This is a genomic window from Nonomuraea sp. NPDC003201 (assembly GCF_053590415.1).
Genome location: NZ_JBSFTC010000047.1, coordinates 1 through 25,660, shown reverse-complemented (window position 1 = coordinate 25,660; position 25,660 = coordinate 1). Strand labels below are relative to the sequence as shown.

Genomic DNA, 25,660 nt, shown 5'->3' with positions numbered 1-25,660 from the left:
CTGAGCAGCGGTTGCGCACCGGTTGGGATCACCGGGCCAGCCTCGCCAGAACGGCCGCCGGACACATCGGGCGAATGCCCTATCCGGCGTCCCTAGGTTTCATCCCGATCTGAGAGCCTGTGTCCCATGGTCTTCGTAGGCAGGGACGCGGAGCTGACCGCTCTGGGCACGGCCTACGCGCATGCCCGGGAAGGCTCTCCCGCCACCGTGCTGCTCGGCGGCGAAGCCGGCGTGGGCAAGACCCGGCTGATCGCCGAGTTCGCGGCGCCGCTGGCAGGAGAGGCGTGGCTGCTCTCGGGAGACTGCCCCCAGGTGGGCGAGAACGGCCTGGCGTTCGCGCCGTTCACCGCCATGCTGCGCCGCCTGCTGCGCGAGATCGGCGCGGACGGCCTCCTCCGCCTCCTGCCCCGTGGCGAGCCCGGTGAGCTGGGCAGGCTGCTGCCGCTCCTGGGCCGGCCCGCAGGTGACGGCGATCCCGCCCTGACGCAGGCACGGCTCTTCGAAGAGTTCCTCACCCTGTTCGAGAACCTCGCCGAGGACCGGCCCTTGGTGATCGTCGCCGAGGACGCGCACTGGAGCGATCGCTCCAGCCGGGAGCTGCTCGACTTCCTCATCAGGAACCAGCAGGCGGCGGCGTTCCTCCTGGTCGTGACCTACCGGAGCGACCACCTGCACCGGACGCATCCGCTCCGCCCCGTGCTGGCCGAATGGGACCGCCGGCCGTGGACGACCCGGATGGAGCTCGGCCGGCTCAGCAGGGGCGAGGTGGTCGGGCAGCTTCGGGGCCTGCTCGGCGGCGAGCCGGCCCCCGCGGTCATCGAGGACGTCGTCCGGCGCAGCGAGGGCAACCCGCTGTTCGTCGAGGCGCTGTCGGCCCGGGCGGGCGCGCCGGTGCCCGCGTCCATTCGCGACCTGCTGATCACGCCGCTCGACGGGCTGCCCCGGGAAACCCGCCGGGTGGTCCACGCCGCGGCCGTCGGCGGCGCCCGGATCGGCCACGCGCTGCTGCGCGCCGTCACGGGGCTGGACGACGCCGGCCTCACCGACGCGCTGCGCCCCGCGGTGAGCGCGAACCTCCTGGTGATCGAGGAGGAGGTGTACGCGTTCCGTCACACGCTGATCCAGGAGGTGCTCTACGACGACGTGCTTCCCGGGGAGCGCGGGCACCTTCACGTACGCTGTGCCGAAGCCCTGGAGACGGACCCGGAGCTCGCCCCGCTGGGCCGGGCGGCGTACGAGTCCGCCCTGCACTGGCACGCCGCCAAGCGCCATCCGGCCAGGACACTGGCGGCCGCCCGCCGCGCCGCCGCCGAGGCCGCGGCGTCCCTGGCGCACGCGGAACACCTGCACATGCTGCTTCGCGTGCTGGAGCTGTGGGAGCAGGCGCCCGATCCGGCCACCTCCAAGGCCGGCGTGCTCGACGAGGCGATACGCGCCGCCATCGCCGCCGGCGAGAACTCGACCGCCGTCCAGCTGGTCGAGACAGCGCTCCCGGCCGATGCCGAGCCCGCGCGGGCCGGCTGGCTGCTCGCCCACCGCGGCGAGCTGCGCCACCTCCTCGGCCTGCCAGGCGACCTGGACGATCTACGCGAAGCCGCCCGTCTGACACCGGGCGCGCATCCGGCACGCGCGACCGTACTCAACCTGCTCGCCAATCGCCTCCTCACGGTCCCGCTGGAAGAAGAAGGCCGCGTCGCCGCCCGCGAGGCGCTGGAAGCGGCGCGGGCCGCGGGCGATGCCAGGGCCGAGGTCATGGCCACCATCAACCTGACGTACGCGCGGGCCCGCGCCGGCGACCTCGACGCCCAACTGCCTCACCTGATCGACGCCCAGGCGACGGCCCGCCGCATCGGTGACGAGGGCGCGCTTCTGCATGCCTGTCGTTGTGAGGCGGACGTCCTGCAGGGCGCCGGCAGGTACGCGGAGGCGGCCGAGGCGGCCCGCCAGGGACTCGCCGCCGCCACGCGGGCGGGTCTCGCCCGCACAGCGGGCCCGATCCACGCGGGCAACCTCGCGGAGGCGCTGATCGCGCTGGGCCGGTGGGACGAGGCCGCCGAGATCGTCGAACACGCCCTGCGGGTCACCCCGACACCCAGCCTTCGCGCGTACCTGATGGTGCTGACCGGCACGATCGCGCTGGCCAGCGGCGACCTCGCGGGCGCCGAGCACGCCGCGACCCACGCCCGCGAGGTCTTCACCAGAGGCACGTCCTACGCCCAGGACCACCTCCTGCTGGTGCGCCTGGAAGTGGATCTGCGCAGAGCGCAGGGGCGCACGGCCGACGCCGCGCGACTCGTGGAGGAGGCGCTGAGCAGCGGAAGAACGAGCCCGCGCTACCTGTGGCCGGTGATCGAGGCGGGCGCGTCCCTGCCCGTACCCGGCCTGGCCGGGACCGCGGCCGCGTTGCCGGCGATCGGGCCCGTCCAGGAGGCCCACCGCCTCGCCTGCGCCGCCGCGACCGGACAGCCGGACCTTTGGGCCCGCGTCGCGGCCGCGTGGAGAGCTCTTCGCCAGCCATACCCCCAGGCTCTGGCCCTGCTGCGGGCCGCGGAACACGCCGCGGAGACGGGAGACCGCTCCGCGGCCTCCTCCCATCTGACCGACGCCTCCCGGGAGGCGGGCCGCCTGCGGGCAGAGCCGTTGAGTGCCCGGATCGAACGGCTGGCGCGCCTGGCCCGGATCCCCCTCGCCGTGCAGGTCGAGGCCGAGCCGGCCGAGGAGCGCGAGTTCGGCCTCACGCCGCGCGAGCGGGACGTGCTGCGCCTGGTCGCCGACGGCCGTACCAATCGGCAGATCGCCGAGGAGCTGTTCATCTCGGTCAAGACGGCGGGCGCGCACGTGAGCAACATCCTCGCCAAGCTCGGCGTACGCAGCCGCGTCCAAGCCGCCACGGCCGCCCACCGGCACGAGTTGATCTAGTTCTTCTGAAGGCGTAGGCGGTCAGGTCCCGGGCAGGTCTCGGGCGGCCGTGGCGCTGTGGCGCTGGTAGTGGCGTGCCGCCCGGGCGCGGTTGCCGCAGGACGGCTTGCACCACTCCTGCCGCCCGTGGCTCTTGACGAAGTAGCGCACGCAGCGCGGCGCGTTGCAGGACCGCAACTGCTCCCGCTGCGGACCGCTCAGGAAATCGATGGCGGCCCGCGCCAGGCCGGCGATCAGCCGCACGCCGGCGTCGCGCTCGCCCGACAACACTCGCGTACGAGGTGTCCCGCCCTCGGGCCGGCCAAGTCGCGGGACGATCGCCTCACGGGCGGCCGCCGCGTTGAGGTGCGTCAGCGCCTGCTCGGCGGGCATCAGCCGACGGGCGTCGGCCCGGCTGGGCGGCGCCGGGCCACCCGGCCCCGTCCCCGTCAACCAGGTGCACCACATCGCCGGCACCGCCATCCTGATGTGCGACTCCACCATCCCCGGCCATGACGAGGGCCGCCTGGACCCCGGAACCCTCGCCTGGATGCACACCACCCTCGACGGGCAGATCCTCACCCTGGCTACCGGCCACGCCCTGCTGATGGCGGTGTGGCTGCTGACCTGGACGACCCTCATCCACCAAGGGGCGCACCTCGTGCGCAAGGCCCGCTTCAAGCGGGCGCTCGGCAAGGTGACAGCGGTGGCGCTCGTCATCCTCGGCGTACGGGCCGCCGCCACGTAAGCACGCCTTCCGGATCGCCGCCCCGGCGCGCTTATTGCACTAATCGGTTCAGTGTCGTAAAGTAAACCATATGGTTCAGCAAGAGGTCCTCGATCGCACGTTCGCCGCCCTCGCGGACGGGACCCGGCGGCAGATACTCATCCGGCTCGGCCAGGGTCCCGCCACGATCGGCCAGCTGGCCGAACCCTTCGGCATGTCGCTCACCGGCATGAAGAAGCACGTGCACGTCCTGGAGAACGCCGGGCTGGTCACGACGGAGAAAGTCGGCCGATCGCGGCAGTGCCGGCTGGGAGCCGAGCGCCTGGAGGACGCCATGTCGTGGATCACGTTCTACCAGCGCCTGTGGGAGCGCCGGCTCGACGGCCTCGACGCCTACTTCACCCTCAAGAACGCCCCTGAGGCGAACACCGGGAAGGACACCGAGCGATGACGCGGAACGACACCGAGGCCATCCAGTTGCGCAAGACCCGCGTGCTGCCCGCGACCCCCGAGGAGGTCTTCGACGCCTACACCGACGCCGAGAAGCAGAAGATCTGGTTCAGCATCCTCGACGAGGAGCCCGGCATCGTCGAGATCGAGGTAGACCTGCGCGTCGGGGGCCGGCAGACCGCGGTCTGGGGGCCGGACGCCGACAACCTGTTCCGTGAGACGCAGACCTTCCTGGAGATCGACCGCCCGCACCGCCTGCTCACCGAGTCCACCGGCAGCACCCCAGACGGCATGACCATGACCACCACCGTCGAGGTCACCTTCGAGGAGCACGAGGGCGGCACCCTGCTCACGGTCGTGCAGAGCGGCTTCCCGGCGCCCGAGATCCGCGACTTCTTCGTCAAGGAGGTCTGGGTGGGAGCGCTCGACCGGATCGATGCGTACCTGCGCCGCGCGGGACAGCCGTCCTGACGCAGAACGCCGGCCCGGGCGGGTTCAGGAACGGGGACGGTGTTCGTCGAGGGCTGTGGTGAGCAGTGCATGAGCTGACCACCGCATGGTGTCCGCCGCCTGCTGCCGGGTGAGTCCGGCGATGTCGGTGAGCCAGATGAGCGATTCGATGCCGGTGGCCGAGCGGATGGTCACGGCCAGCCGGCGGACGTCCAGGCCGGGGTGGGTGTCGCGGAGCGGGGACAGAGCGTCTTCGATCCAGCCGATGGCCCGCCCACCGCGCAGCGCCGGCTGGCCGGTCTCGGGTTGCAGGGACAGGCGCAGCGAGGCACGCAATTGCGGTTCCCAGTCGAGGGTGAGCTGGGTGAAAGCGGTCATCACCAGGTCCAGCCGGGCCACCGGGCCGGCAGGCGGATCTGGGGGCAGCAGGGATGCCTGCTCGATCTGGGGGTGGGCGGCGGCCAGCAGGGCGTGCTGGTTGGGGAAGTACCGGTAGGCGGTGGTGCGGGAGATCCCGGCCGCGGCGGCGGCGTCTTCGACGGTGGGGTCGGCGCCTTCGGCCAGCAGGTGGCGGGCGGCCTCGACCAGGGATCGGCGGGTGCGGGCCTTCTGCTGTCGGCGGCCGGTCAGCTCATATGGTACTGACATGCCCATCATGGTACCGTCGTCCCATGTAGTCGTTGATGAGCCGAAGCCTCTGCGAGGTGTTCATGAGCGCCGATCCCGCGGTGACGAACCCGGATCTGTACACGGTGGTCTTCGAGAACGAGCGGGTCAGGGTGCTCCGCTACCGGGACCGGCCGGGGGACGCGACCTCCCCGCACGGGCATCCCGACAGCGTGATGGTCACCTTGTCGGCCTTCACCCGCCGCCTCTCCTCGGGCGGGCATCAGGTCGAGCTCGCGCTGGAGGCGGGGCAGGTGCGGTGGCTGAGCGCACAAGAGCACGCCGGGCAGAACATCGGCGACACCGAGACATACGCGATCTTCGTCGAGCTCAAGGAAGCGGCGAGCACGGTCCCGGCCAGGACGGCGCTCGGCCCCGAGACGTGAGGCGGGCCAGGAGCCGAGGTGACCGCCTCCACCGCGTGGATCACCCTCTGAGCCGCGGCACCGCCGCCAGCAGCGCGCGCGTGTAGTCATGTGCCGGCTCGCCGACGACCTGCTCGGCGGGCCCGTGCTCGACGATCCGGCCGTGGTGCATGACGGCTATCGTGTCGGCGACGTACCTGACGACAGCCAGGTTGTGCGAGATGAACAGCATCGACAGTCCGAGCTCGTCGCGCAGCCCGCGGACCAGGTTGAGCACGGCCCCTTGGACCGACACGTCGAGCGAGCCGGTGATCTCGTCGGCGACCAGCAGGGCGGGGTCGCCGCCCAGGGCACGGGCGATCGCCACCCGCTGCCGCTGACCGCCCGACAGCTCGCGCGGGTAACGCCCGGCCAGCTCGGCGGGCAGTTGGACGAGACCGAGCAGCCGCGGCACCTCCGTGGCACGGCGGCGCCTCTCGATGCCCTCCCCGACCGTCTCGCCGATCGTCATGCGCGGGTCCAGCGACGCGTACGGATCCTGGAACACCATCTGGATCCGCGGCGCTCCCTCGATCCCGCCCATGTAGGGCACGAGCCCGCTCACGGCCCTGGCCAGCGACGACTTGCCCGAGCCCGACTCGCCGACGAGGCCGACGACGTGGCCGTCGGGGATCTCCAGGGTGACGTCGTCGACCGCGGTGAAGCCGCCGTAGCGCACGGTCAGCCCTTCGATCCTCACGAGGTGACCTCCCAGCAGGCGACCCGCTGCCGCGGGCCATGGACCACGAGTTCGGGACGTTCCTTCCGGCATTGTTCGGTGGCGAGCGAGCACCGGTCGGCGAACGCGCAGCCCGCGCCGACCTGCGCCGGGGCCGGCTGGGTGCCGGGGATGCCGGCCAACGGGCGGCTCCGGTCGGTGTCGAGGTCGGGCAGGGACGCGATGAGCGCCTTGGTGTAGGGGTGCGCGGCACCGCCGGCGAGCCGGTCGGCGGGCAGTTCCTCGACCACCCGCCCCGCGTACATGACGACGACGCGGTCGCACAGCTCGCCGACGACGGCGATGTCGTGGGAGATGAACAGCAGGGCCGCGCCCGTCTCCTCGACGACCTCGCGCAGCAGCCGCAGGATCTGCCGCTGCACGGTCACGTCGAGGGCGGTCGTGGGCTCGTCGGCGATGATCAGGCGTGGCGTGCCCATGAGGCCCATGGCGATGACCGCGCGCTGGCGCATGCCGCCGGACAGCTCGTGCGGATGCTGGACGGCGTGCTTGGCGGGGTCGGGCAGCTGGACGTGGCGCAGCCGGTCGACGGCGCGGCGGCGGGCGTCCGCGCGGCTCGCGCCCTGGTGGACGACGGCCACCTCGGCGAGCTGGCCGCCGACTTTCAGCGCGGGGTTGAGCGAGGCCATCGGGTCCTGGAACACCATGGCGAGCGCGGTGCCCAGCTCCTTGCCGGACATGGTGGCGACGTCGGCGCCGCCGAGGACCAGCCGGCCGTACGTCACTGATCCGGGATAGGGAACGAGGCCGCCGATGGCGGCGGCGGTCAGGCTCTTGCCGCTGCCGGACTCTCCCACCAGGCCGACGATCTCCCCCGGCGTCACGGTCAGAGACAGCTCTCGTACGGGGGTCGAACCGCCCGGGAACGAGACGGTCAGGTCGCGGACCTCGAGGACGGCGTCCGGGTCCGGCTGCCCGGCCGGTTCCGGTGGCTCAGGGCGGACGCTGTCGCGCTGCCCGGCCGACGATCGGGCGGCGGCCCTGGCCAGGGTGTCGCCCAGCAGGTTGAAGCCGATGCCGGCCAGCGCGACGGCCGCCGCCGGACCGACCGCGACCACGGGCGTGACGTAGATCCGCGCGAACCCGTCGAACAGCAGGCGCCCCCAGTCGAACTCCGGTGGCTGCACGCCGAGGCCCAGGAACGACATGCCGGCCAGGCCGAGCAGCGCGCCGCCGAGCGACTGGGCGAGGTTGAGGATGAGCGGTTCGGCGATGTTGGGCAGAATGTGCCGGGCGAGTAGGCGGCGGCGGGGCACGCCGAGCATGCGGGCCGCGGCCACGTAGTCGGCGCCGGCGACCGAGGCGGCCAGGGTCTGGGTGAGCCGCGCGAAGCCGGGCGCGATGGCCACGCCGATCCCGAGCACCGCGCCACGCGCGCCGAGCCCGCTGACCACCGCCGTGAACATGGCCAGCAGCAGGCCGGGGAAGGCCACCAGCGCGTTGACCGTGCCGGTGACCATCCGGGCGGCCCGGCGCGGCAGTACGGACGGGAGCGCGCCGAGCAGGATGCCCCCGACGGCGCCGATGAGCGTGGCCGCCAGCGCCAGGGCCAGCGAGTAACGGCCCGCCACCAGGACCCGGGCGAGCAGGTCGCGGCCCAGGTTGTCGGTGCCGAGCGGGTGTTCGGCGGAGGCGCCCTGGAGGATGGCGCCGGCGTCGATGCGTTCCGCGGCCTCGCCCCAGATGATGGGCCCGGCCACGGCCAGCACCGCCATGAGGAGCACCAGCACGCCGCCGATCAGCGCCGGAGCGCTGCGCCACGGGCCGCCCCGGGACCTCGGCCCCCTCTTCGCGTGGCCGTCCACGGCCCGGGGGCCGTCCGGTGCCGTCCTGGCCCACATCAGGCCGAGACCTCCTTGATCTCCGAGGTGGGATCGAGCGCGCCGAGCACCAGGTCCACGACGAGGTTCACGACCAGCACGATGGCGCCGTACACGAGGATCACGGCCTGCGCGACCGGGTAGTCCTTCTGCGTGATCGACTCGACGATCTTCAGGCCGAGTCCGGGCCAGGCGAAGACGTACTCGACCAGGACGCTGCCCGCGATCAGTGAGGTCAGCAGCAGGCCGCCGACGGTCAGGGTGGCCGTGAGCGTGTTGGGCAGCACGTGCCGCAGGTGGAGCCGGGCCGCGGGCAGCCGCTTGGCGCGGGCCAGGCGCACGTAGTCGGTGCCCAGCTCTCGCAGGGTCTCGACGCGGGTGATCCGGGCGATCATGGCGATCGGCCCGGCCGACAGGGCTGCGACGGGCAGCACGTACGTCAGCGGCCCGGCCTTGCCCGCGGGCGGGAACCAGCCGAGGCCGACGGCCAGCGCGGCCACCAGCGCGATCGAGTAGAGGAACTCGGGCACGGCCACGGCGGTGCCGGTGACCGTGCCGAAGGCCAGGTCGGTGCCGCGGTTGCGGCCGTTCTCGGTGCGTACGGCGGCCCACATGCCGACCGGCACCGCCACGATCAGCGCCACGGCGGTGGCCAGGAGGGCCAGAGTCAGGGTGTTCGGCAGGCGGGCCGCGATGACGTCGCCCACCGCCTCCCCCGTCAGGAAGGACGTGCCGAAGTCACCGGTCAGGACATGGCCGACGTACGTGATGAACTGCTCAGGCAGGGGGCGGTCGAGACCGAGCGCGGCCGTACGGGCCGCTATCAGCTCGATCGGGGCGGCCGGCCCGAGCGAGGCGCGCACCGGGTCGCCCGGGATGAGGTGGATCATCGCGAACGGCGCCACCAGCAGCACCGCCAGCGACACGGCGAACCGCACGATCCGGCGCACGGCCGTACGCAGCGTCCTGCGCACGGTCGTGCTTCCCGCCTTGCTGCCCGGGCGCCGCGTGGTCCGGGGGTCGCTCACTAGTCTCCTTGCGTGAGGCGGATCGAGGTGGGCACCAGGCTCCCGGCCGTGGTGCGGAACGTGGCGCCCTTGCCGGCCAGCAGCGCCGTGTTGTCCACCACGGGCACCAGGTCGGCGCTTTCGAACAGGGCCGACTCCGACTCCAGCCACACCGGGCAGGCCTCGGCGGCGGGGAGCTTGCTCGCCTTGGAGACGAGCTCCTCGTAGCGCTTGTTGGCCAGGTGGGCGAAGTTGGCTCCCTTGGGGGCGGACGGCCCCGACAGGAAGCCGACGAGCTGGCTGGGCAGGGTGACGCTGATCGGCAGCCACACGACGTCCCAGTCCTGGGTGGCGTTGAGCGACTCCGACAGCTTGGTGTCGATCACGCCGTTCAGCTTCACCTCGACGCCGAGCTTCTTCCACGTCTCCGCCATGTACTCGGCGGCGGCCTGGAAGCCGGGGCCGCGGGTGGTGGCGTACATGTAGCGCAGGCTGAGCCGCTTGCCGTCCTTGGCCCGGAAACCGTCGGCGCCGAGCTTCCACCCGGCCGCGTCGAGCGCGGCCGCGGCGGCCGCGGCGTCGTAGCCGGGCACGTGACCGGCTACGGAGTCGCCCGGGCAGGGACGGGGCGCCAGGACCAGGCCGGTGGCCGGCTTGCCGGTGCCGCCGGAGGCGATGCCGGCCAGCTCCTGGAGGTTGAGCGCCCGCGTGAGGGCCTTGCGGACCTCCGGGTCGCGGGCCGGCCGGTCTTCGCCCTGGTGATAGAAGAACTGGCCGTTGCCTACCGTGATCGACTGTTTGGTCACGCCCGGGGACGCCTCGACGCGGGACCGGTCGGCACCGTTGAAGAGGGCGCCGTTGAGGGAGCCGGCGATGAGCAGGTTGGCGGAGGTCTGCTCGTTCGGCACGACCTTCATCACGAGCGTCTCCGGCAGGTCCTTGGCGGTGGCGCCGGCGGGACCCCAGGCGTAGTCGCGGCGGACCTTGAACGTGTAGTGGTCGCTGGGGACGGCCTCGGTGAGCTGGTAAGGCCCGCTGCCGGAGGTGGCCCGAGCGATCGAGGCACGATCCTTCACCCCCTTGCCGCAGACGATGAACATCGTCCGCGTGCTCTCCAGGATGAAGCTGAACGGCTCGGGCATGGACAGGGTCACGGTACCGGCGGCGTCGTCGGCCTTCGCCTTCATGCCCACGGGCACCAGCACGCCGTAGATCGGCGACTTGGCGGCGGGGTCGGCGATGTGGTTGACGTTGTCGGCCACGTTCGAGGGGGTCACCGGGGAGCCGTCCGAGCAGGTGACCCCCTTCCGCAGGGTGAAGGTGACTGATTCGGGCTTGACGTCCCACTTCTCGGCCAGCCCGGGGATGATCTTCCCTGATTCGTCGGCGGAGACGAGCGTGTCGTAAGCCAGAGCGAGCACGTTGTTGGTGACTGTCAGCACGCCCGTGGCCGGGTCGAGGACGCCGGGATCGGCCGGGAGCGCGAACGTGAAGGTGCCGCCAGTGGCCGGCTTGCCCTGCTGCTCGGGACCGCTCGTCGTGCCTCCGCACGCGGCCGTGAGCAGAGCGAGCCCGGCGAGGGCCGCGACTGCTGGTTTTGTCATGAGGACTCCAGACGAGCACGGGGGGTGTGCACAACCTTCCTGCCTGCGCGGATCCGGTTCTATGTGCCTGCACACGAAAAAGCCGGGAGGGCTCGTGCTAGCGACCGAAGATCCGCATCTGCAGCATCGCGGTGAGCCGGGCGTCGGGGTCGGACAGGTCGAGGCCGCTGATCTCGACCAGGCGCTTGAGCCGGTAGCGGAAGGTGTTGGCGTGCACGTGCACCTGGGCACTGGCCGCGTTGACGTCGCCGAACGCGTCGAGGTAGGCCCGCAGGGTGGGGGCCAGCTCGGTGCCGTGCTCGGCGTCGTGGTCGAGCAGCCGCTGGTAGGGACCGGTGGGCGTCTGCTCCTCGGCCGCGGCCACGTCGGCGACCTGCAGCAGCAGCGACTCGAAGTGCACGGTCGTGTAGCCGGCGACCTGGCCGGTGGTGCCGCGGGCGCCCAGCACGCGCAGCGCCCGGTCGGCGTCCGCGCGCGACCTGGCCACCTGGGAGAGGTTGGCGGCCAGGCGTCCCACGCCGATGTTGGCGGCATGGCGGGGCCCGACCCTGGCCAGGAAGCTCTCCGCCACGCGTACGGCCCGCGCCTCCTCGTCTCCGATCGAGTGCAGCGGCAGCACGGCGTACGCGACGGAGCCGATGAGCGCGGCGGCGGCCTTGGGGTGGATGGCGGCGACGTGGAGCGCCAGCGCGTCGCAGAACCGCTGCCGATCGCTCTCGCCGCGGGCGGGATCGGCGGCGGCGTCGTCCGTGACGAGCTGGGCGGCCAGCACGCAGAGCCGGGCGGTGGCGATGCCGAGCCGCCCTGCCGCCTCGGGCGCGTCGCCGCCGCCGGCCAGCACGGTGGACAGCAGGTCGGCGCGCAGACGCCGCTGGGTGTCGGCGCCGGCCCGCTCGCGCAGCAACTGCAGCGCGACGATCTTGGCGGCGTCGGCGAGCGCGCGTTGCCGCTGCTCGCTGAGCGGCTCGCGCACGGCCACCCAGATCGAGCCGAGGATCTCGTCGCCGCTGCGCACGGCCACGGCGGCCCGGTTGATCACACCCTCGTCCTCGAGCTCCATGTAGACGGGCGCGCGGCTCTGGTAGAGCTGTTTGAAGAAGCCGCGCTCGTCGAGCATCCGCAGGTAGCGCTCGGGCACCTGACGGCCGAGGACGGTCTCCACGCGGCCCGGGTCGGCCTCGTCCTGCCGGCCGGAGAAGGCGAGCACGCGGGACGACCTGTCCTCGATGGTGACGGGCGCGTCGAGCAGCGCACAGACGGCGTTGGCCAGCGAGACCAGGTCTCCCTGCGGCCCTTGCTCGGGCTCGGCCAGGTCGGCCTCGGCCAGCAGGGAACGCAGCAGCGCGGCGACCTGCGCCCAGGAGGCGGCCCGGGTGAGGCCGAGCACGGCGACGCCGGTCTCCAGCACGGTGGCGCGGACGTGCTCGTCGACGTCCACGGGCAGCTTCACGACGACGCCCGCGGCGGCGGGCGCGCGGTCGATGAGTGAGCAGATCTCCGCGGCGCCCCGCACGCCGACCGCGAGCAGGATCCCACCCGGGGGGACGATCAGCTCGTCGAGCGGATCGAAGATGTGCACGCCGGTGACCTCGGCGTCGAGGTCACCGGGTGAGGCCGCCACGTCGAGGACGGTGGTGCCGAGGTCCTGCAGGATCCGTCCGAGACTGGCACGGGGACGGTTCCTCACACGGTCACGATAGTCCACGAAAACCGACATCAGCGGAGCCGGTCGACGGCCAGGCGGGCGGCACGGCCGATGGCGGCGTCCGCGGCGGGCAGGCGGGACCGGATGACGTCACTTCGTACGAACACGGCGACGGCGTACCGCTTGCCGTCGGGGTACTCGACGACGCCCGACTCGTTGCGGATCCCCCACAGGGTGCCTGTCTTGCCCGACACCTTCACCTCGTCGGGGAAGCCGGCGGCCAGCCGGTGCGGCCAGATCTGCTCGCCCATGACCTTCCGCACCTCGGCGCACGCCTCGGGAGGGCCGGCCTGGTCGCGCCAGATGAGGCTCAGCAGCGTGGTGATCTCGCGCGGGGTGCCGGCGGTGGTGCGGGCCGGGTCGCGTACGGCCATGGCCCGCAGCTCGTCCTCGGTGGCGGCGTCCCAGTCCGCGCCGATGTCCTCGGTGACCTGCCGGAAAAGCTCCGCGCACCCGCCTATGAGCCGTGTGCGGCTCAGCCCGAGCGTGGCGAGGGTGCCGTTGACCCGGTCGAGCCCGACGCGGCGGAGCAGCACGTCGGTCGCCGCGTTGTCGGACATCGTGATCATGAAGTGGGCCAGGTCGCGCAGGGTGAGCGAAACGTCGTCGAGGCAGCCGGAGGTGCCGATGCCGCCGTCCTTGTCGGCCGCGGTGACGGTGAGCCGCTCGCCGCGGGCGATCTCGCCCGCGGCGGCCTGCCGGGCGTACTCCAGCGCGACCGCGATCTTGAAGACCGAGGCGAGCACGACGGGTTCGTCTGGGTCCATCCCGATCTCGGCGTCGCCGTCCACGTCTCGGGCGTGCAGGAAGCCCCGCACGCCCGCTTCGTCGAACACCTCCCGCAGGTCAGGCACGGGCCACCGCACGGCCGTTGTGCAGGTAGGCGGCCGTCCCGTCCCGCATCACGAACGTGACCACGTCGTGCCGGCCGCCCTCGGCCTCGACGGCGATGAACGACTCGCCGTGAAGGTGCACGTACCGGGTGGTCGTGCGGGTGGAGCCCATGCTCTCCATGAGCGGGCCGGGGATGAGCGTGACGTCCAGGCCGTCTCCGGCGGCGGCGACCTCGTAGCCGAGCTGCGGGCCGGTGTAGCGGCCCGCGTACGGGGCGCCGTCCACGGGCTTCGGCGCCTGCGGCGGCAGGGGCCGCGCGGGCATCGTCAGGCCGGTCGCCTCCTCGATGACCGGCCGCGCCACGTCGTCCATGAGGCCGAAGAACGAGCCGCCGTTCCCGCTCATCGCGATCACGAAGCCCGACTCGGGAACGACCCGCCAGAACGTGCTCTGCCCGGGCGTGCCGCCGTCGTGGCCGAACGCGCCCCAGCCGAACAGCTCCACTCCGAGACCCCAGCGGTCGGCCAGCGCGCCGCCCACCCCGGGCACGTGGATCTGCGGCGTGAGCATCGCGGCCACCGACTCCTCCGACAGCAGCCTGGTGCCGTTCGGCGCCAGGCCGCCGGCCGCCAGAGCCCGGCCGAACCCGACCAGCTCGCGCGGCGCCAGGCACATGGTGGAGCCGGCCGGAGCGTTGGAGCGGGGCATCTGCCAGCGGGGGTAGACGGCGGCGTCCGGCCCGACGTGCCCCGCAGACGCGCGGAAGAGCACGGCCTCCTCACCGAACAGCGCCGCGTGCGTGGCGCCCAAGGGGGTGAGCAGGCGCTCGCGCATCACCTGCTCCCAGGTGCCGCCGCGCAGCCTGGCCACCAGCGCGCCGAGCACGCAGTAGCCGGCGTTGCAGTAGGAGAACAGCTCGCCCGGCTCGTGCACGGGCCCCGCGGTGCGCAGGTGGTCGAGGAACGTGTCCAGGCAGTCGTCGCCGCGCCCGGTGTCCTCGAACACGTCGCCGTCGAAGCCGGCCGTGTGCATGAGCAACTGCCGGACGGTGACGCCGCCGAACGCGAAGTCCGGCAGGTGCTCCCCCACCGGTTGGTCGAGCTCGACCAGGCCGTCCTCCACGAGCTGCATGACCAGCGCCGCCGTCCACACCTTCGTGGTGGAGCCGACCTGGAACACGCTGTCCTTCGTGGTCTCCACGCCGGTGGCCGTGTTGACCACGCCCGTGGCGGCCTCGTGGAGCTCGCCGTCGTGCCACACCGCGACGGCCGCGCCGGGCACGCCATGCTCGCGCGCCGCCTCGGCGAGACGATCCCGCAGGTCCATGTCCATCTCCTCAGCCGACCTTGGGAGTGGCGCGGGCGCCCATGTGCATGTACAGAGTGCCATCGGCCAGCTCGAAGAACACGGCCGCCATCCAGTCGCGGGTGCCCGGCGCCTGGAACAGGAACAGGTTCTCGTCGACCGGGACGAAGTCGGACTCCTCGGGCTCCTGCAGGGCGGCCAGCTCGCCGGTGGCCTCCAGGCGCAGGCGGGCCTTGCCGTCGTCGAGCACGCTCACCGTGATCCGGGCGCCGGCCCGCTCGTAGACGCCCGCGTACGGCGCGACGTCCACGCCGGCCGGCGTCTCCGGCAGGGACGGCGCGGGCGGCACGGTCAGGCCGTCGAGCTCGGCGAACAACTCGGTGGCGACGGCTCGGGTGAACTCGCCGCTGCGGCCCCCGTTGGCGGTCACGCAGACGACGGTCCCGGTGCCGGGCACGGCCCACAGCATGGCGTGCTGGCCGATGGTGTTGCCGCCGTGGGAGATGACCTTGTGCCCGCTCCACTCGTCGATGATCCAGCCGATGCCCCACTGCCTGCCCAGCGTGTACGGGTTGGGGATGTCGACCTGCGGCTCCCACATGGCGACCGGGTTCTCCAGCAGGCCGCCCGCCAGGTGGGCGCGGCCGAAGGCGACCACGTCGGCCGGGCGGGCGCAGATCAGCCCGGCCGGGCCCATCGACCGCATGAGGCCCCACACGGGGGTGGTCTTGCCGTCCTCGTGGCCCATCGCGGCGCGGAAGCGCAGCACGTCCTCCGGCAGCGTCCAGGTGTGGGTGAGGCCGAGCGGCTCGCAGATGCCCTCGCGCAGGACGTCGTCCCAGCGCTTGCCGGTCAGTCGCTCCAGCACCCGGCCCGCGATGACGAACCCGGAGTTGCAGTAGGACTGGGTGACGCCGAGCGGGTGGTTCTGTGCCAGGGTCGCGCAGGCCTCCACGTACTTCTCCACGCAGTCGTCGCCGCGGCCCGTGTCGATGAACTGGTCGCCGTCGATGCCGCTGGTGTGGGAGAGCAGGTGCCTGATCGTCACGTTCTTGGTGACCTCGGGGTCGGCCACCCTGAACTCGGGCAGCACCTCGACGACCGGCGTGTCCAGCGTGAGGCGGCCCTGCTCGACCTGCTGCATGATCAGAGTCGCGGTCCACACCTTGGTGACCGAGCCGATCTGGTAGAGCGCGTCGGTGGTCGCCTCGACGCCGGTGTCGGCGTTCAGCGTGCCGGCCGCGAACTCGTGCAGCTCGCCCTGGTGCCAGTACGCCAGCGCCGAGCCGGGAACCTCGTACTCGGCGATCAGCTCGGCGAGCCGCTGACCCATTGCTCCAGCCACGCGATGATCCTTTCGTTGTAGTCGTACCTGTGCGAGGGGCGCCCGCTCAGGATGAACAGATGGCTCGCGCCGGGATAGCGCACCAGCTCGACGGGCACCCGGCGCTCGCGCAGGGCGGTGAACCACTGCTCGGCCTGGCCGACGGGACAGCGGTCGTCGTCCTGGCCGTGCAGGATGAGCGTCGGGGCGGTGACCTCCGCGACGTGCGTGATCGGCGACTGGGCGGCCAGGTCACCGGCGTACTCGTGCACCTTCATCAGGTGGCCGAGATCAGAGGTGCCGCTCAGGCTCGTCAGGTCGCTCACGCAGCCGCCCGGGATCGCGGCCCTGAACCTGCCGGTGGTGGCCGACAGCCAGCAGCTCATGTAGCCGCCGTAGCTGTAGCCGGTGACGGCGAGCCGGTCGGGATCGGCGACGCCGTCGGCGACCAGGGCGTCGATGGGGGCGAGCAGGTCCTGGGCGTCGCTCACCCCCCAGGCGCCGAGGGAGGCGGTGTAGAAGCCCTCGCCGTACCCGTCGCTGGCGCGCGGGTTGACGGTGAGGACGGTCCAGCCGCGGGCGGCGAGGAGCTGGTGGTAGAGGTGGATGCCGTCGAAGACGGGCGACCAGGCGTTGTGCGGGCCACCGTGCACGTCGAGCAGCAGGGGGCCGGGCGTCCGCGCGGTCTCGTCGCGCAGGACGAAACCCTCGACCTGGGTGCCGTCGGGGGCGGTGAACGTGCGGCGGCGGGCGGTGAACAACTCGACGTCGTCGAGGCCGTAGTCGGTGAGCCGGGATATATCCGGCGCTGACGCGCCAGATATATCCGACATTTCGCCTGACGTTACTTTTTTCGTGCTTGGGGTCATCAGGTAGACGTCTCCCGCGCTGTGCTGCGTCGCCGCCACGTACGCGACCGCCCCCGCCGCCGTACTGATCCCCGAGATGTTGACCTCACCGGGCACCAGCCGCTCGCCAGGCGCACCGTCGGAGACACGGTAGAGATGCGTCGAGCCGCCATCGCGCGCACAGAACAGCAGGTCCTCGCCGAGCAGCGCCGGGATGCCGCCGGGGTAGCCGGGGGCGCCGGTCATGACGTTCCGGTCGAGGGCCGTCTCCACCTCGCTCCACCCGCCAGGGCCGAGCGCGAACAGCCGTTCGTGCCCCACCACGGAGCCCTTCAGCCCCGCGGCGACCAGCCGGTCGCCGAGCCACCACACGCCGCCGCAGATGAGGCCGGGATCCGTCAGCCGCTCCGGCACACCACCCTTGGCCGCTTCGACGGCGTACGCGGCCCCGCCCGCCTCCAGGTCGCGGTCGGCGTCCATGGCGGCGGCGAACGCCAGGCGCAGGCCGTCGGGCGACCACGACGGCTCGCCCGCGTGGAAGTCGCCCCGGGTGACCTGGACGGTCTCGCCGCCGGCCAGGTCCGTGACGAACAGGTGCCTGGTCAGGCCGCGCAGCAGCCCGGCGCCGTCGGCTTTGTGGTCGAGCCGGCCGGTCACGACAGGGGCGTTCGGGTCGGGCATCCCGCCGTCCTCACCCGTTCCGACGGGTGCGGCGAACGCGATGCGGGAGCCGTCCGGAGACCAGACGGGCATGCCGGCGCCGAGCTTCGCGGAGGTCACCGGTGCGGGCTCGCCGCCGTCCATCGGCATCAGGTGGATCTGCGGCCTGCCGTCCACCGGCCGCAGGAACGCCAGCGTCCGGCCGTCCGGCGACCACCGCGCGGCACTGCCCGCGGCGAGGCGCCGGGGCTCGGCGCCGGGAGCGGCCAGCCAGATCTCGGTGCGGTTCTCGTCGGAGTCCCGGACGGCGGTCGTCAGTGTGTACGCCACCGCTCCCCCGTCGGGACGCACCTGGGGATCGGCAGGGATGGCGAGGCGGTACAGGTCGTCGAGCGCGAGATGCGGCATGAACGAACCGTAAGCCTCCGCCGTCCGGGCATCTTCGGTGCTCCCGACGAACGACGCTGCCTGGCTTGTGCGGGAGCCCAACGTCCGGACCGTCCCGGAGCGAAATCAGGCGCCCCGACGGCTTTCTGCCGCTCTTGTCATGCACACCGGCATCACCCGGTCGACCCGGCGATCCTTCATCTCCACGACGCACGCGCGAACGTTCTGCACGTCGAACGCGGGATCAGGTCCCGCAGAGGGTCCATGGTGCCCAGGCGTTCGGGCCGAGGCCGGCCCGAACCGCTCGATCCTCACGGCGGGCCGGGGCCGGCGCGCCTTCGCTGCCGGCCCCCTCGCACCCCACTTCGCCGGCTCCGGACCGAGCGAACGTGGTTCAAGGACCGCCCTCACGCAGTCGCTCCAGCCGTTCCTGGGCGAACGAGCGGATCTCCTCTTCCTCGACCATCAGCGCGTGCTCCAGGAGGCTCGTGTCCTCCTCGTCGGACAGGCTCGCGGCGGCCGCCGCGGCGAACAGCCGGGTCCTCGGGTCACCTGCTTCCAGCCGGATGACGATGCCGGCCAGGTCGGGCTCCTCGCCGTCCTGGAGGATCAGCCACTCGGCCAGCTCCTTGATCTGACCGACGGGCAGGCAGGACTCCCCTGCCTCAAGCTGCTCGACCGAGGCGTCGGTCAGGAACTCCAGGACCTTCCAGCGGACGGCGCTGTCGGGATCAAGGCTCAGGTTCATGACCTGCGCGATGATGGGCCCGTGCCGTTCGTCGGCGTTCGCCAGCGCGACGGCGATCGCGAAGTATCGGACGTTGCGGATCGGGCTGGACAGGAGGGCCGGGAGCTCCTCCATCATCGGGGCGGCCAGCTCCACCACCTCCGACAGCAGCCAGGCGCCCGTCCGGACGACCACCTCGTTGTCACTGTGGAGGAGCCTGCCGAGGTTTTCGACGGGATACCCCGCGTAGAGCTCGCCGAGCAGGTCGTTGGCCGCCGGGCCGACAATGTCGTCGTCGGCCGGGTGCGTGCGGATACGCTCGATCAGATCGTCGCCTATTTGCATCTGCATCGGCTGTTGCCGTCTCCTCTTGCGATCCCACCCATCAAGATCTTCTAGCGTCGGGGTTGTAATCGTAGCGCCTCAGGGTCATTTGGTTGTCGGCGTACTCGTCGTACTGCTGCCGCCGCATGCTCTCCTTGAACTCCTCGCGGGCGGCCTTTTCTCTCTTCAGTCTCTCCTCGTGCCCGGCCTCGGAGCCGAGCCGATTCAGTTCCTTCTCCCTGGTGTTGATACTCCTGTCCATCTCCCTCAGCGCTTTTTCCGCCTCGTCTTTCGACATTCCCCTCGCGCTGGTCGGAGGATTGCCGTGAATTCTTCCGTCGTTCGTTACCTCGTACCCCCGCCCGCCATTTCCGCCCCCACCGCGGCTGCTGCCCCCACCGCGGCCCCAGCGCCTTTTCTTGCCGCCGCTGTTGCCACCGCAGGTCCCAGGGGTTGCGGGTGGGCCCGTACCTGAGCGATTCGGTGGCGAAACTGAGGCACAGCTCCGGGACGGTGGTCAGGCCCAGCGTGACCAGGCCGGCGGCCCGGAAGCGGGCCATCAGCTCGGTGTCGCGCCCGGCGACGATGCCCGGCAGGGCCCGGCTGCCGAGGGTGAACGGCACCCCCTCGGCCACCGGCCCGTGATCCTTGATCAGGAACGGCACCCCGGCGAACGGCCCGTCCCCGGCGTGGTCCAGCGCCTGTCCGAACGCCGGCCCAAAAATCGGCAGGGCCAGGCCGTTGACCTGCGCGTCCGCCCGCTCCAGGGCCCGCCTGGCGGTGGCCTCTACCTCGCTGGCGGTGACCTCGCCCGACCTGATCAGGTCGCGGATCCCGACGGCGTCGTACCTTGCGTATTCGTCAAGCTCCATGAAGAGCCTCTTTCTGGTGTCCTCGATCACATGTGGCGGTGGGCGGCGCCCGGGGCGCCGCCGATGACGGACAGCCTGAACAGAGGCGATGGCCGCGACTCGGGGGCCATCGCCTGCTGTGATCGAGGTGCTTCTACGCTCGGTACATCAGGACCCATGGTGGCGGGTGACGCCCAGGGCCGTCGAGCGGTTTTCCCCGCGACCGGGGTCCTCCCGGCGCACGACTCGTGCGCCGGGAGGGCGGGCCGGCGTCAGTCGGCGGCGTGCCCGGAGCGCTTCCACGGGCCGGTGATGGCGAACACGTGGCCGGGCGTCTGGATGTTGGCGAACAGGATGCGGCCGTCGGCGCTGAACGTGGGGCCGGTGAACTCGCTGTCGTTGAGGTCGTTGCGCGCCAGCGGGTACGACTTGCCCTGCGCGCTGACGCCCACCAGGTGCTGGATGCCCTCGCCGTCTTCGGCGAGGATCACCCCGCCGTACGGGGAGACCGTGATGTTGTCGGGTCCGTCGTAGTTGGTGTCCTGGCTCGGGTCGGGGTTGACGCCGAAGATGACCTTGAGCGTGACCGTCTCGGTGCGCGGGTCGTAGAACCACACCTGGCCGTCGTGCTCGTTGACGCTGCCGTCGGTGTGCCGGGCGAAGCTGGCCACGAAGTACGCGCCGCCGTCGCCCCACCAGGCGCCCTCCAGCTTGCGGCTGCGGGTGACCTGGTCGTTGGCGAACTGCAGGCGTACCGACTGGGTCTTCGCGTCACGGTCGGGCACCTCCACCCAGCGGGCCTTGAAGCGCGTGCCCGGCTCGGTCGCCTCCGACAGGTCGGCGATGTGCGTGTCGTCCCGGTAGCAGCTCAGCGCCTCCAGCTTGCCCGCGGTGTCGCCGCCCTCGGACAGCGCCAGCGCCCGCAGCGCGCCCTTGCGGCCGTGGAACTTCCTCGGCGGGGTCCACCGGTAGTAGAGCCCGTTCGGACCGCCGGCGTCCTCGGTCAGGTAGATCGCCGACGTCCTCGGGTCGACGGCGACGGCCTCGTGCGAGTAGCGGCCGAGGAACTTCAGCGGCACCGGGTCCTGGTTGGCCTCGCGGTCGAACGGGTCGACCTCGAAGACGTAACCGTGGTCCTTCTGGTAGGCCCCGCCGGCGCGCTGCTCGGTCTCCTCGCAGGTCAGCCAGGTGTTCCACGGGGTCTTGCCGCCGGCGCAGTTGTTGTGGGTGCCGGCCAGGCTGACGTATTCGCGGATCCGCTCGCCGTGCGCGTCGACGTCGATGTTCGTGGTGCCGCCCCCGGCGCCGGGGTCGTAGGTGAGGCCGGGCAGCGCCGGCACCCGATACGGCTCGCTGCCTCCGATCTCGTGGTTGTTGACCAGCGTGGCACCCCGGCCGTGCGGGAAGGCCGCGGTGCCGTCGGCGTCGCTCGGGGTCGGCTCGCCGCTCTCCAGCAGCGTCACCCCCGCCTCCGCGACGACGCGGTACGAGAATCCGGCGGGCAGGGCCAGGATGCCGGCCGGGTCGGGGACCAGCGGGCCGTAGCCGAGCGGGGGCCGGGTGGCGGCGAGCGCGGCCGGACCGGCGATGGTCTCGATGCTGCCGGCTAATGCGATGCCAAGGCTCCCCGCGGCGGCGCGGCCGAGGAAGGAACGACGAGGAATTGAGTGAGGGGGAACAGGTGAGGACACGGGACATCTCCTCTAGCGTCTGGGCGCTTGTACACCAGCCGACCCAACGATGCCACGGAGACGGCCGCCGCGCCGCCCGCAGTCCGCATGATGAACGCCGGATGAACAACCGGTTCCGTCCGCCGCCCTGGTGAGCGGGTCGGGGTTCGAAATTCTCACGACGCGGATAACAGTTGAAGAACGGACGATGGCGGGTCAGTGGTGCGGTGCATCAGCATGGAAACGTGACAGTCATTTCCGCCAGGCGGCGATCGACCGGGCGCCGGGGGCCGTACGTGGCCCGCGCGGTGGCCCAGCTGTTGTCCTGGCCGGCCCTGGAGCTGAGCGACACCAGGCGTGGCATGGCCTTCACCGTCCGCGGGACCGAGATCCTGCGCCTGACCGGCGCGGACGAGGTGCGCCTGTGCCTGACGGAGCCCGCGATCGAACGGCTGGAGCCGTACCTGCGCGACTGCGATCAGGTCCAGGTGGACGCCGACCACGCGTGGGTGACCCTGAGGGTCGAGGCCGAGCCGGACCTCGATCTGCTGCTGGCGCTGACCAGCGTGGCGATCAAGGCGCACGCCGCCTCGGAGGTCGCCTGATATCGGGCATGGGCCACCCGCCCAAGGTGACTGATTTATACCGACAAAGTGCGCTATGGGCGGGCGTTGGAACGTGCTATGACCAAATCATGGCGTACGACGAGCGCCTCGAACGTGAGGCGATCCAGGACGTGGTGACCAGGCTGGTCGCCAGATTCACCGGAACGCGTTCGACCGAGCAGGTCGAGGCGGCAGTGCGGACGGCCTATGGCCGATTCGCCGACAGCCCGGTGCGCGATTTCATCCCGGTGCTGGTGGAACACGATTCCAAGGAGCTGCTGCGCAGCGGCACCAGCTGACGGGGCCGCCTGACGGGTGACGGTCTCCCTTTCCGGGGTAGCTGAGCCGGCGGAACACGACAGGCTCGGCGCGGGGAGCGGGGATGTACTACGACCAGTTGCTCAAGATCGTGGAGCAGCAGACCGGGGCGGGACCCCAGGCCGCCGAACGCGCCGTGCAGGCCACGCTCCGTACGCTCTCCGAGCGGCTCTCCAAGGACGAGAGCCGCGACCTGCTCAGGGAACTGCCCCCGGAGGCGATGCCCTGGCTCTACACCGAACGGGACCCCGAGACCTTCGGCGTCGAGGAGTTCCTGCGGCGGGTGGCCGAGCGCGCCGGGATCGACGTCGAGACGGCCGGTCGGCACACCCGCGCGGTCTTCTGGGCGATGGGGCAGGCGGTGAGCCCCGAGGAGTTCGCCGACATGGCGGCCGACCTCCCGGACGACTTCGAGGCCCTGGTCGCGGAGGCCGGACGCGGGTACGTCGAGATCGTGCCGGCCGGGGAGTTCCTGGCCGGGGTCGCGGAACGGGCCGGGCTCGACTACTCGGGCGCGCGCCGGGCCACCGAGGCGGCGCTGGAGACGCTCGCCGAGCGCATCGCCCCGGGCAAGGTCGAGGACCTGGTCGGCCAGCTGCCCGTCCAGCTGCACGCATCGCTGAAGCGCGGGGTGGGCGGGGATTCCGGCCGGGAGGCCCCGCTGGAGGAGTTCGTCCGCCGGATCGCCGTGCGCGAGGGCGTCTCCCCCGAGCGGGCTCGCGAGCACGCCAAGGCGGTCTTCACCATGCTGCGCGAGTCGATCGCCGGCGAGGAGTACGCCGACCTGACGAGCCGGCTGCCCGACGAATACCGGATCCTGCTACCACGTCCCTGACAATCACTATTTACACGAATATTTGGCGGCTGTTCGAGCAGAATGCCTTTCATGGTCACCTTGATCAAGCGGCTACGGCAGGGGCTCGCCATCCGGGTGATGCGGGCGGCCAGGGCGGCGAACCGGAGCCCTCTGGCCCGCAGGCTCCTGCGTGGTCGCAGCATCCGGCGCTTCGCCCTGGTCAACCGGCTCTACCACACGGTGTTCCGGCTGGGGGTGGCCACCGGCGACCGCGACGCCGAGGCGCGTTACCGGGGCGTCGTGCTGACCGGCCCCGCGTGGGACGCGACGATCATGCCTTCGGTCTCGGCGGGGTACTACGAGGAGTTCGAGGTCGGCGTCTTCGAGCGGCTGGCCTCGATCAGCCGTTCCGTCCTCGACGTGGGGGCGAACATCGGCGTCTACACCTGCACCGGCGCGGCGCGCCTGCCCGAGGACGGCAGCCTGATCGCCTTCGAGCCGGTGCCGGAGAACCTCGGCTACCTGCGGCGCAACGTGGAGCGCAACGACCTCGCCGCCCGCGTGACCATCGAGCCCGTGGCCGTGGGGGCGGCGCCGGGCCGGCTGACCGTGCACCTGTCGGGCGAGCAGACGGGCAAGCACTCGGCCGCCGCGGCGAACGTCGGCACCGCCGCGGGCACCCTCACCATGCCCATGACCTCGATCGACGCCTATCTCGCCGACGGCGGCCTCGGCCCGCCCGACCTCATCAAGATCGACGTCGAGGGGTACGAGGGCTTCGTGCTGCGGGGCGCGGCCGAGAGCCTGGCCGCGCTGCCGGCGCTGCTGTTCGAGGTGCATCCCGAGCTCCAGGAGAACTGCGGCTGCGCCGCGGGCGAGCTGCTCGACCTCGTCTTCGACCGCTACCCCTGGGTCTTCGTGATCGACGAGCTCGAAAACGTCCTGCGGCCGTGCACGCGGGCCGAGCTCGACGACCCGCACGCGATCGGCCTCTACCGCTCCAACCTCGCCGCCGTCGGCAGGCCGGAGCACCTCGACGCGTTGCGGCAGTGGCACGGCCTCGGCTCACCCTGAGGGATCACTGAGGGGTCACTGAGGGGTCACTGAGGGATCACGGCTCGGCCCTGCCGGTGGCCCAGGCCCACGCGGCGATGGCGACCCGGTTCCTGGCGTCGATCTTGCGCTGGATCGCGGCGATGTGGTTCTTGACCGTGCCCGGCGCGAGGAAGAGCTCCGCGGCGATCTCGGCGTTGGTCCTGCCGTGCGCCACCATCGCCACGATCTCGTCCTCGCGCTCGGTGAGGACGACGTGCGGCGCCCCGGGTGGTGTCTCGGGCAGGCCGCGCTGCCGGAGCAGCCGGACGGTGAGCTGGGGGCTGATGAGCATGTCGCCGTTCATCGCGGCCCGGACGGCCTCGACGAGCAGCGCGGGGCCGGAGCGCTTGAGGATGAACCCGGAGGCGCCGTGCCGCAGCGCCGCGTCGACGTACTCGTCCAGCCCGAACGTGGTGACGATCACGACGTGGATGCCGCTGCCGGCCAGCGCGCGGGCCACCTCGATGCCGTCGGCCCCGGGCATCCGGATGTCGGCGAGCACGACGTCGGGCCCGATCGCCCGGGCGGTCTCGATCGCGGCCCGGCCGTCGGCGGCCTCGGCCACGACGGTCATGTCGGGCTGGGCGTCGAGGATCAGCCGGAAGGCGGCGCGGATGCCTTCCTGGTCGTCGGCGATGAGGATGCGGATGGCCACCCCGGCGATTGTGCCAGCGGCAGGCGGGCGGCCAGCGACCACCCGTCCGGTACGGCCCGCGCCACCAGGTCACCGCCCTGTTCCCGGACGAGCGCGGCCAGCGCCGGCAGGCCGGAGCCGCCTCGCCGGCCGCCCCGCGTTCCCGCCACGCCGTCGTTGGTCATGGTGATCTGGAGCGCGCCGGACCCGGCGGTCACGGCGAGGTCGACCCGGGCCGCCCGCGGGGCGTGCCGCCGCACGTTGGTCAGCCCCTCGATCACGATCCGGTAGGCCAGGGCCCCGGTGTCCGCGGGCACCGCCGGCACCGCGTCCATGCGCAGGCGGACCTCGGCCGGTCCCGCCTCGGAGAAGCGCTCGGCGGCGGCGCGGATGCCGTCGAGGTCTCCCGCTGGGGTGAGGGGCCGGTCGTGGTGCAGCGTGTCCAGGGTCCGGTCCAGCATCGACAGGGCGCGCTGGCCGGCCGCCTCCACGCGTTCGAGGGCGTCCAGCGGATCGCCCGCCACCATGCCCGCCTGGGCGTGCGCCACCATCTCGCTGATGTCGTGGGCGACGAAGTCGTGCAGGTCCCGGGCCAGCCGCAGCCGCAGCTCGGTCCGGGCGTCGGCCGCCGCGCGCGCCTGCCGTACGTCGAGGAAGCGCAGGTAGCCGCCCACGGCGGCGGCCAGGAGCGCGCCCAGGCCCCAGAACGCGGACGCGCCCACCGCTTCCAGCCACGAGACCGGGAAGAAGAACCGCAGCAGCCAGACGGCCCCGGCCAGGCCCGCCGCCGACGCGGCCGGGGCCGCCCGCCG

25 protein-coding genes and 1 pseudogene are annotated in these 25,660 nt (G+C 72.1%); 9 read left to right on the top strand and 17 right to left on the bottom strand.

Annotated elements, in window-relative coordinates; all coding sequences use genetic code 11:
• Positions 1–126: 126 nt before the first annotated feature.
• Positions 127–2,919, top strand: coding sequence for an ATP-binding protein (locus ACWDX9_RS19440; RefSeq protein WP_449955614.1), 2,793 nt, complete (start codon positions 127–129; stop codon positions 2,917–2,919).
• A 21-nt stretch (positions 2,920–2,940) separates the two neighbouring features.
• Here the strand turns inward: ACWDX9_RS19440 and ACWDX9_RS19435 are convergent, their stop codons facing one another.
• Positions 2,941–3,351 carry a CGNR zinc finger domain-containing protein gene (locus ACWDX9_RS19435; RefSeq protein ID WP_449955611.1) on the bottom strand — a complete coding sequence of 137 codons (411 nt, stop codon included), beginning with the start codon at positions 3,349–3,351 and terminating at the stop codon, positions 2,941–2,943.
• Between the two features lie 4 nt (positions 3,352–3,355).
• Here ACWDX9_RS19435 and ACWDX9_RS19430 point away from each other — a divergent pair, with 4 nt between their 5' ends.
• The 3 genes from ACWDX9_RS19430 to ACWDX9_RS19420 all read left to right on the top strand — a co-directional run bounded on the left by ACWDX9_RS19430 (position 3,356) and on the right by ACWDX9_RS19420 (position 4,546).
• The gene (locus ACWDX9_RS19430) at positions 3,356–3,646 is read left to right on the top strand and encodes a hypothetical protein (RefSeq protein WP_449955608.1); all 291 of its coding nucleotides are present in this window, start codon (positions 3,356–3,358) and stop codon (positions 3,644–3,646) included.
• Positions 3,647–3,716: 70 nt separating this feature from the next.
• Positions 3,717–4,076, top strand: a complete 360-nt coding sequence (locus ACWDX9_RS19425) for an ArsR/SmtB family transcription factor (protein WP_449955605.1) — start codon at positions 3,717–3,719, stop codon at positions 4,074–4,076.
• A complete protein-coding gene (locus ACWDX9_RS19420; protein ID WP_449955603.1) occupies positions 4,073–4,546 on the top strand; it encodes an SRPBCC family protein in 474 nt (157 codons plus the stop codon). Before ACWDX9_RS19425 ends, ACWDX9_RS19420 begins: the two co-directional genes overlap by 4 nt.
• A 24-nt stretch (positions 4,547–4,570) precedes the next feature.
• On the opposite strand, the gene ACWDX9_RS19415 is transcribed toward ACWDX9_RS19420, so the two are convergent.
• Positions 4,571–5,173 carry a TetR/AcrR family transcriptional regulator gene (locus tag ACWDX9_RS19415; RefSeq protein WP_449955600.1) on the bottom strand — a complete coding sequence of 201 codons (603 nt, stop codon included), beginning with the start codon at positions 5,171–5,173 and terminating at the stop codon, positions 4,571–4,573.
• 35 nt (positions 5,174–5,208) lie between these two features.
• Between ACWDX9_RS19415 and ACWDX9_RS19410 the strand changes: the two genes are divergently transcribed.
• Positions 5,209–5,577, top strand: coding sequence for a hypothetical protein (locus tag ACWDX9_RS19410; RefSeq protein ID WP_449955597.1), 369 nt, complete (start codon positions 5,209–5,211; stop codon positions 5,575–5,577).
• Positions 5,578–5,617: 40 nt separating this feature from the next.
• Here the strand turns inward: ACWDX9_RS19410 and ACWDX9_RS19405 are convergent, their stop codons facing one another.
• From ACWDX9_RS19405 to ACWDX9_RS19345, 13 genes and pseudogenes are all read right to left on the bottom strand, one after another.
• Positions 5,618–6,295 (bottom strand): ABC transporter ATP-binding protein, encoded by a 678-nt coding sequence (locus ACWDX9_RS19405; protein ID WP_449955594.1) that lies wholly within the window; start codon positions 6,293–6,295, stop codon positions 5,618–5,620.
• On the bottom strand, positions 6,292–8,175 hold the full coding sequence (locus ACWDX9_RS19400; RefSeq protein ID WP_449955592.1) for a dipeptide/oligopeptide/nickel ABC transporter permease/ATP-binding protein: 1,884 nt from the start codon (positions 8,173–8,175) through the stop codon (positions 6,292–6,294). The genes ACWDX9_RS19405 and ACWDX9_RS19400 overlap by 4 nt, the downstream gene beginning before the upstream one ends.
• Positions 8,175–9,182, bottom strand: a complete 1,008-nt coding sequence (locus tag ACWDX9_RS19395) for an ABC transporter permease (protein ID WP_449955589.1) — start codon at positions 9,180–9,182, stop codon at positions 8,175–8,177. Before ACWDX9_RS19395 ends, ACWDX9_RS19400 begins: the two co-directional genes overlap by 1 nt.
• A complete protein-coding gene (locus tag ACWDX9_RS19390) occupies positions 9,182–10,765 on the bottom strand; it encodes an ABC transporter substrate-binding protein (protein WP_449955586.1) in 1,584 nt (527 codons plus the stop codon). Before ACWDX9_RS19390 ends, ACWDX9_RS19395 begins: the two co-directional genes overlap by 1 nt.
• A gap of 97 nt (positions 10,766–10,862) precedes the next feature.
• On the bottom strand, positions 10,863–12,452 hold the full coding sequence (locus ACWDX9_RS19385) for a PucR family transcriptional regulator (RefSeq protein WP_449955583.1): 1,590 nt from the start codon (positions 12,450–12,452) through the stop codon (positions 10,863–10,865).
• A gap of 29 nt (positions 12,453–12,481) precedes the next feature.
• A complete protein-coding gene (locus ACWDX9_RS19380; RefSeq protein ID WP_449955580.1) occupies positions 12,482–13,324 on the bottom strand; it encodes a serine hydrolase in 843 nt (280 codons plus the stop codon).
• Entirely contained in the window at positions 13,317–14,630 is a 1,314-nt protein-coding gene (locus tag ACWDX9_RS19375; RefSeq protein WP_449955577.1) for a serine hydrolase domain-containing protein, read from the bottom strand. Before ACWDX9_RS19375 ends, ACWDX9_RS19380 begins: the two co-directional genes overlap by 8 nt.
• Before the next feature lie 10 nt (positions 14,631–14,640).
• Positions 14,641–15,954: a serine hydrolase domain-containing protein gene (locus ACWDX9_RS19370; protein WP_449955574.1), complete on the bottom strand. Its 1,314-nt coding sequence runs from the start codon at positions 15,952–15,954 to the stop codon at positions 14,641–14,643.
• Positions 15,918–17,849, bottom strand: coding sequence for a S9 family peptidase (locus ACWDX9_RS19365; RefSeq protein ID WP_449955572.1), 1,932 nt, complete (start codon positions 17,847–17,849; stop codon positions 15,918–15,920). Before ACWDX9_RS19365 ends, ACWDX9_RS19370 begins: the two co-directional genes overlap by 37 nt.
• A 373-nt stretch (positions 17,850–18,222) precedes the next feature.
• Positions 18,223–18,906, bottom strand: coding sequence for a hypothetical protein (locus ACWDX9_RS19360; protein ID WP_449955569.1), 684 nt, complete (start codon positions 18,904–18,906; stop codon positions 18,223–18,225).
• A gap of 34 nt (positions 18,907–18,940) precedes the next feature.
• Positions 18,941–19,177, bottom strand: a complete 237-nt coding sequence (locus ACWDX9_RS19355) for a hypothetical protein (protein ID WP_449955686.1) — start codon at positions 19,175–19,177, stop codon at positions 18,941–18,943.
• Between the two features lie 151 nt (positions 19,178–19,328).
• Positions 19,329–19,751 (bottom strand): annotated as a pseudogene (locus ACWDX9_RS19350) (amidase family protein); the annotation flags it as partial.
• A 251-nt stretch (positions 19,752–20,002) separates the two neighbouring features.
• The gene (locus ACWDX9_RS19345; protein ID WP_449955567.1) at positions 20,003–21,421 is read right to left on the bottom strand and encodes an alkaline phosphatase PhoX; all 1,419 of its coding nucleotides are present in this window, start codon (positions 21,419–21,421) and stop codon (positions 20,003–20,005) included.
• A 224-nt stretch (positions 21,422–21,645) separates the two neighbouring features.
• Here ACWDX9_RS19345 and ACWDX9_RS19340 point away from each other — a divergent pair, with 224 nt between their 5' ends.
• From ACWDX9_RS19340 to ACWDX9_RS19325, 4 genes are all read left to right on the top strand, one after another.
• Positions 21,646–22,005: a luciferase domain-containing protein gene (locus ACWDX9_RS19340; RefSeq protein WP_350742907.1), complete on the top strand. Its 360-nt coding sequence runs from the start codon at positions 21,646–21,648 to the stop codon at positions 22,003–22,005.
• A gap of 89 nt (positions 22,006–22,094) precedes the next feature.
• The gene (locus ACWDX9_RS19335) at positions 22,095–22,304 is read left to right on the top strand and encodes a three-helix bundle dimerization domain-containing protein (protein ID WP_449955564.1); all 210 of its coding nucleotides are present in this window, start codon (positions 22,095–22,097) and stop codon (positions 22,302–22,304) included.
• Between the two features lie 83 nt (positions 22,305–22,387).
• Complete coding sequence (locus ACWDX9_RS19330) at positions 22,388–23,158, top strand: DUF2267 domain-containing protein (RefSeq protein WP_449955561.1); 771 nt, start codon at positions 22,388–22,390, stop codon at positions 23,156–23,158.
• Between the two features lie 51 nt (positions 23,159–23,209).
• Positions 23,210–24,193: an FkbM family methyltransferase gene (locus ACWDX9_RS19325; protein ID WP_364249057.1), complete on the top strand. Its 984-nt coding sequence runs from the start codon at positions 23,210–23,212 to the stop codon at positions 24,191–24,193.
• Between the two features lie 37 nt (positions 24,194–24,230).
• Here ACWDX9_RS19325 and ACWDX9_RS19320 read toward each other — a convergent pair whose 3' ends face one another.
• Positions 24,231–24,869: a response regulator transcription factor gene (locus ACWDX9_RS19320; RefSeq protein WP_350742911.1), complete on the bottom strand. Its 639-nt coding sequence runs from the start codon at positions 24,867–24,869 to the stop codon at positions 24,231–24,233.
• Positions 24,809–25,660: sensor histidine kinase (locus ACWDX9_RS19315; RefSeq protein ID WP_449955557.1), on the bottom strand; the 852-nt coding region annotated here is incomplete at its 5' end. The genes ACWDX9_RS19315 and ACWDX9_RS19320, both read right to left, overlap by 61 nt.

Bases quoted from the DNA above. Each gene is read 5' to 3' on its own strand.
- ACWDX9_RS19440 (WP_449955614.1), top strand. From the start codon at position 127: ATGGTCTTCGTAGGCAGGGACGCGGAGCTGACCGCTCTGGGCACGGCC.
- ACWDX9_RS19425 (WP_449955605.1), top strand. From the start codon at position 3,717: ATGGTTCAGCAAGAGGTCCTCGATCGCACGTTCGCCGCCCTCGCGGAC.
- ACWDX9_RS19420 (WP_449955603.1), top strand. From the start codon at position 4,073: ATGACGCGGAACGACACCGAGGCCATCCAGTTGCGCAAGACCCGCGTG.
- ACWDX9_RS19415 (WP_449955600.1), bottom strand. From the start codon at position 5,173: ATGTCAGTACCATATGAGCTGACCGGCCGCCGACAGCAGAAGGCCCGC.
- ACWDX9_RS19410 (WP_449955597.1), top strand. From the start codon at position 5,209: ATGAGCCGAAGCCTCTGCGAGGTGTTCATGAGCGCCGATCCCGCGGTG.
- ACWDX9_RS19400 (WP_449955592.1), bottom strand. From the start codon at position 8,175: ATGTGGGCCAGGACGGCACCGGACGGCCCCCGGGCCGTGGACGGCCAC.
- ACWDX9_RS19390 (WP_449955586.1), bottom strand. From the start codon at position 10,765: ATGACAAAACCAGCAGTCGCGGCCCTCGCCGGGCTCGCTCTGCTCACG.
- ACWDX9_RS19375 (WP_449955577.1), bottom strand. From the start codon at position 14,630: ATGGACCTGCGGGATCGTCTCGCCGAGGCGGCGCGCGAGCATGGCGTG.
- ACWDX9_RS19365 (WP_449955572.1), bottom strand. From the start codon at position 17,849: ATGCCGCATCTCGCGCTCGACGACCTGTACCGCCTCGCCATCCCTGCC.
- ACWDX9_RS19360 (WP_449955569.1), bottom strand. From the start codon at position 18,906: ATGCAGATGCAAATAGGCGACGATCTGATCGAGCGTATCCGCACGCAC.
- ACWDX9_RS19355 (WP_449955686.1), bottom strand. From the start codon at position 19,177: ATGTCGAAAGACGAGGCGGAAAAAGCGCTGAGGGAGATGGACAGGAGT.
- ACWDX9_RS19335 (WP_449955564.1), top strand. From the start codon at position 22,095: ATGGCGTACGACGAGCGCCTCGAACGTGAGGCGATCCAGGACGTGGTG.
- ACWDX9_RS19330 (WP_449955561.1), top strand. From the start codon at position 22,388: ATGTACTACGACCAGTTGCTCAAGATCGTGGAGCAGCAGACCGGGGCG.
- ACWDX9_RS19325 (WP_364249057.1), top strand. From the start codon at position 23,210: ATGGTCACCTTGATCAAGCGGCTACGGCAGGGGCTCGCCATCCGGGTG.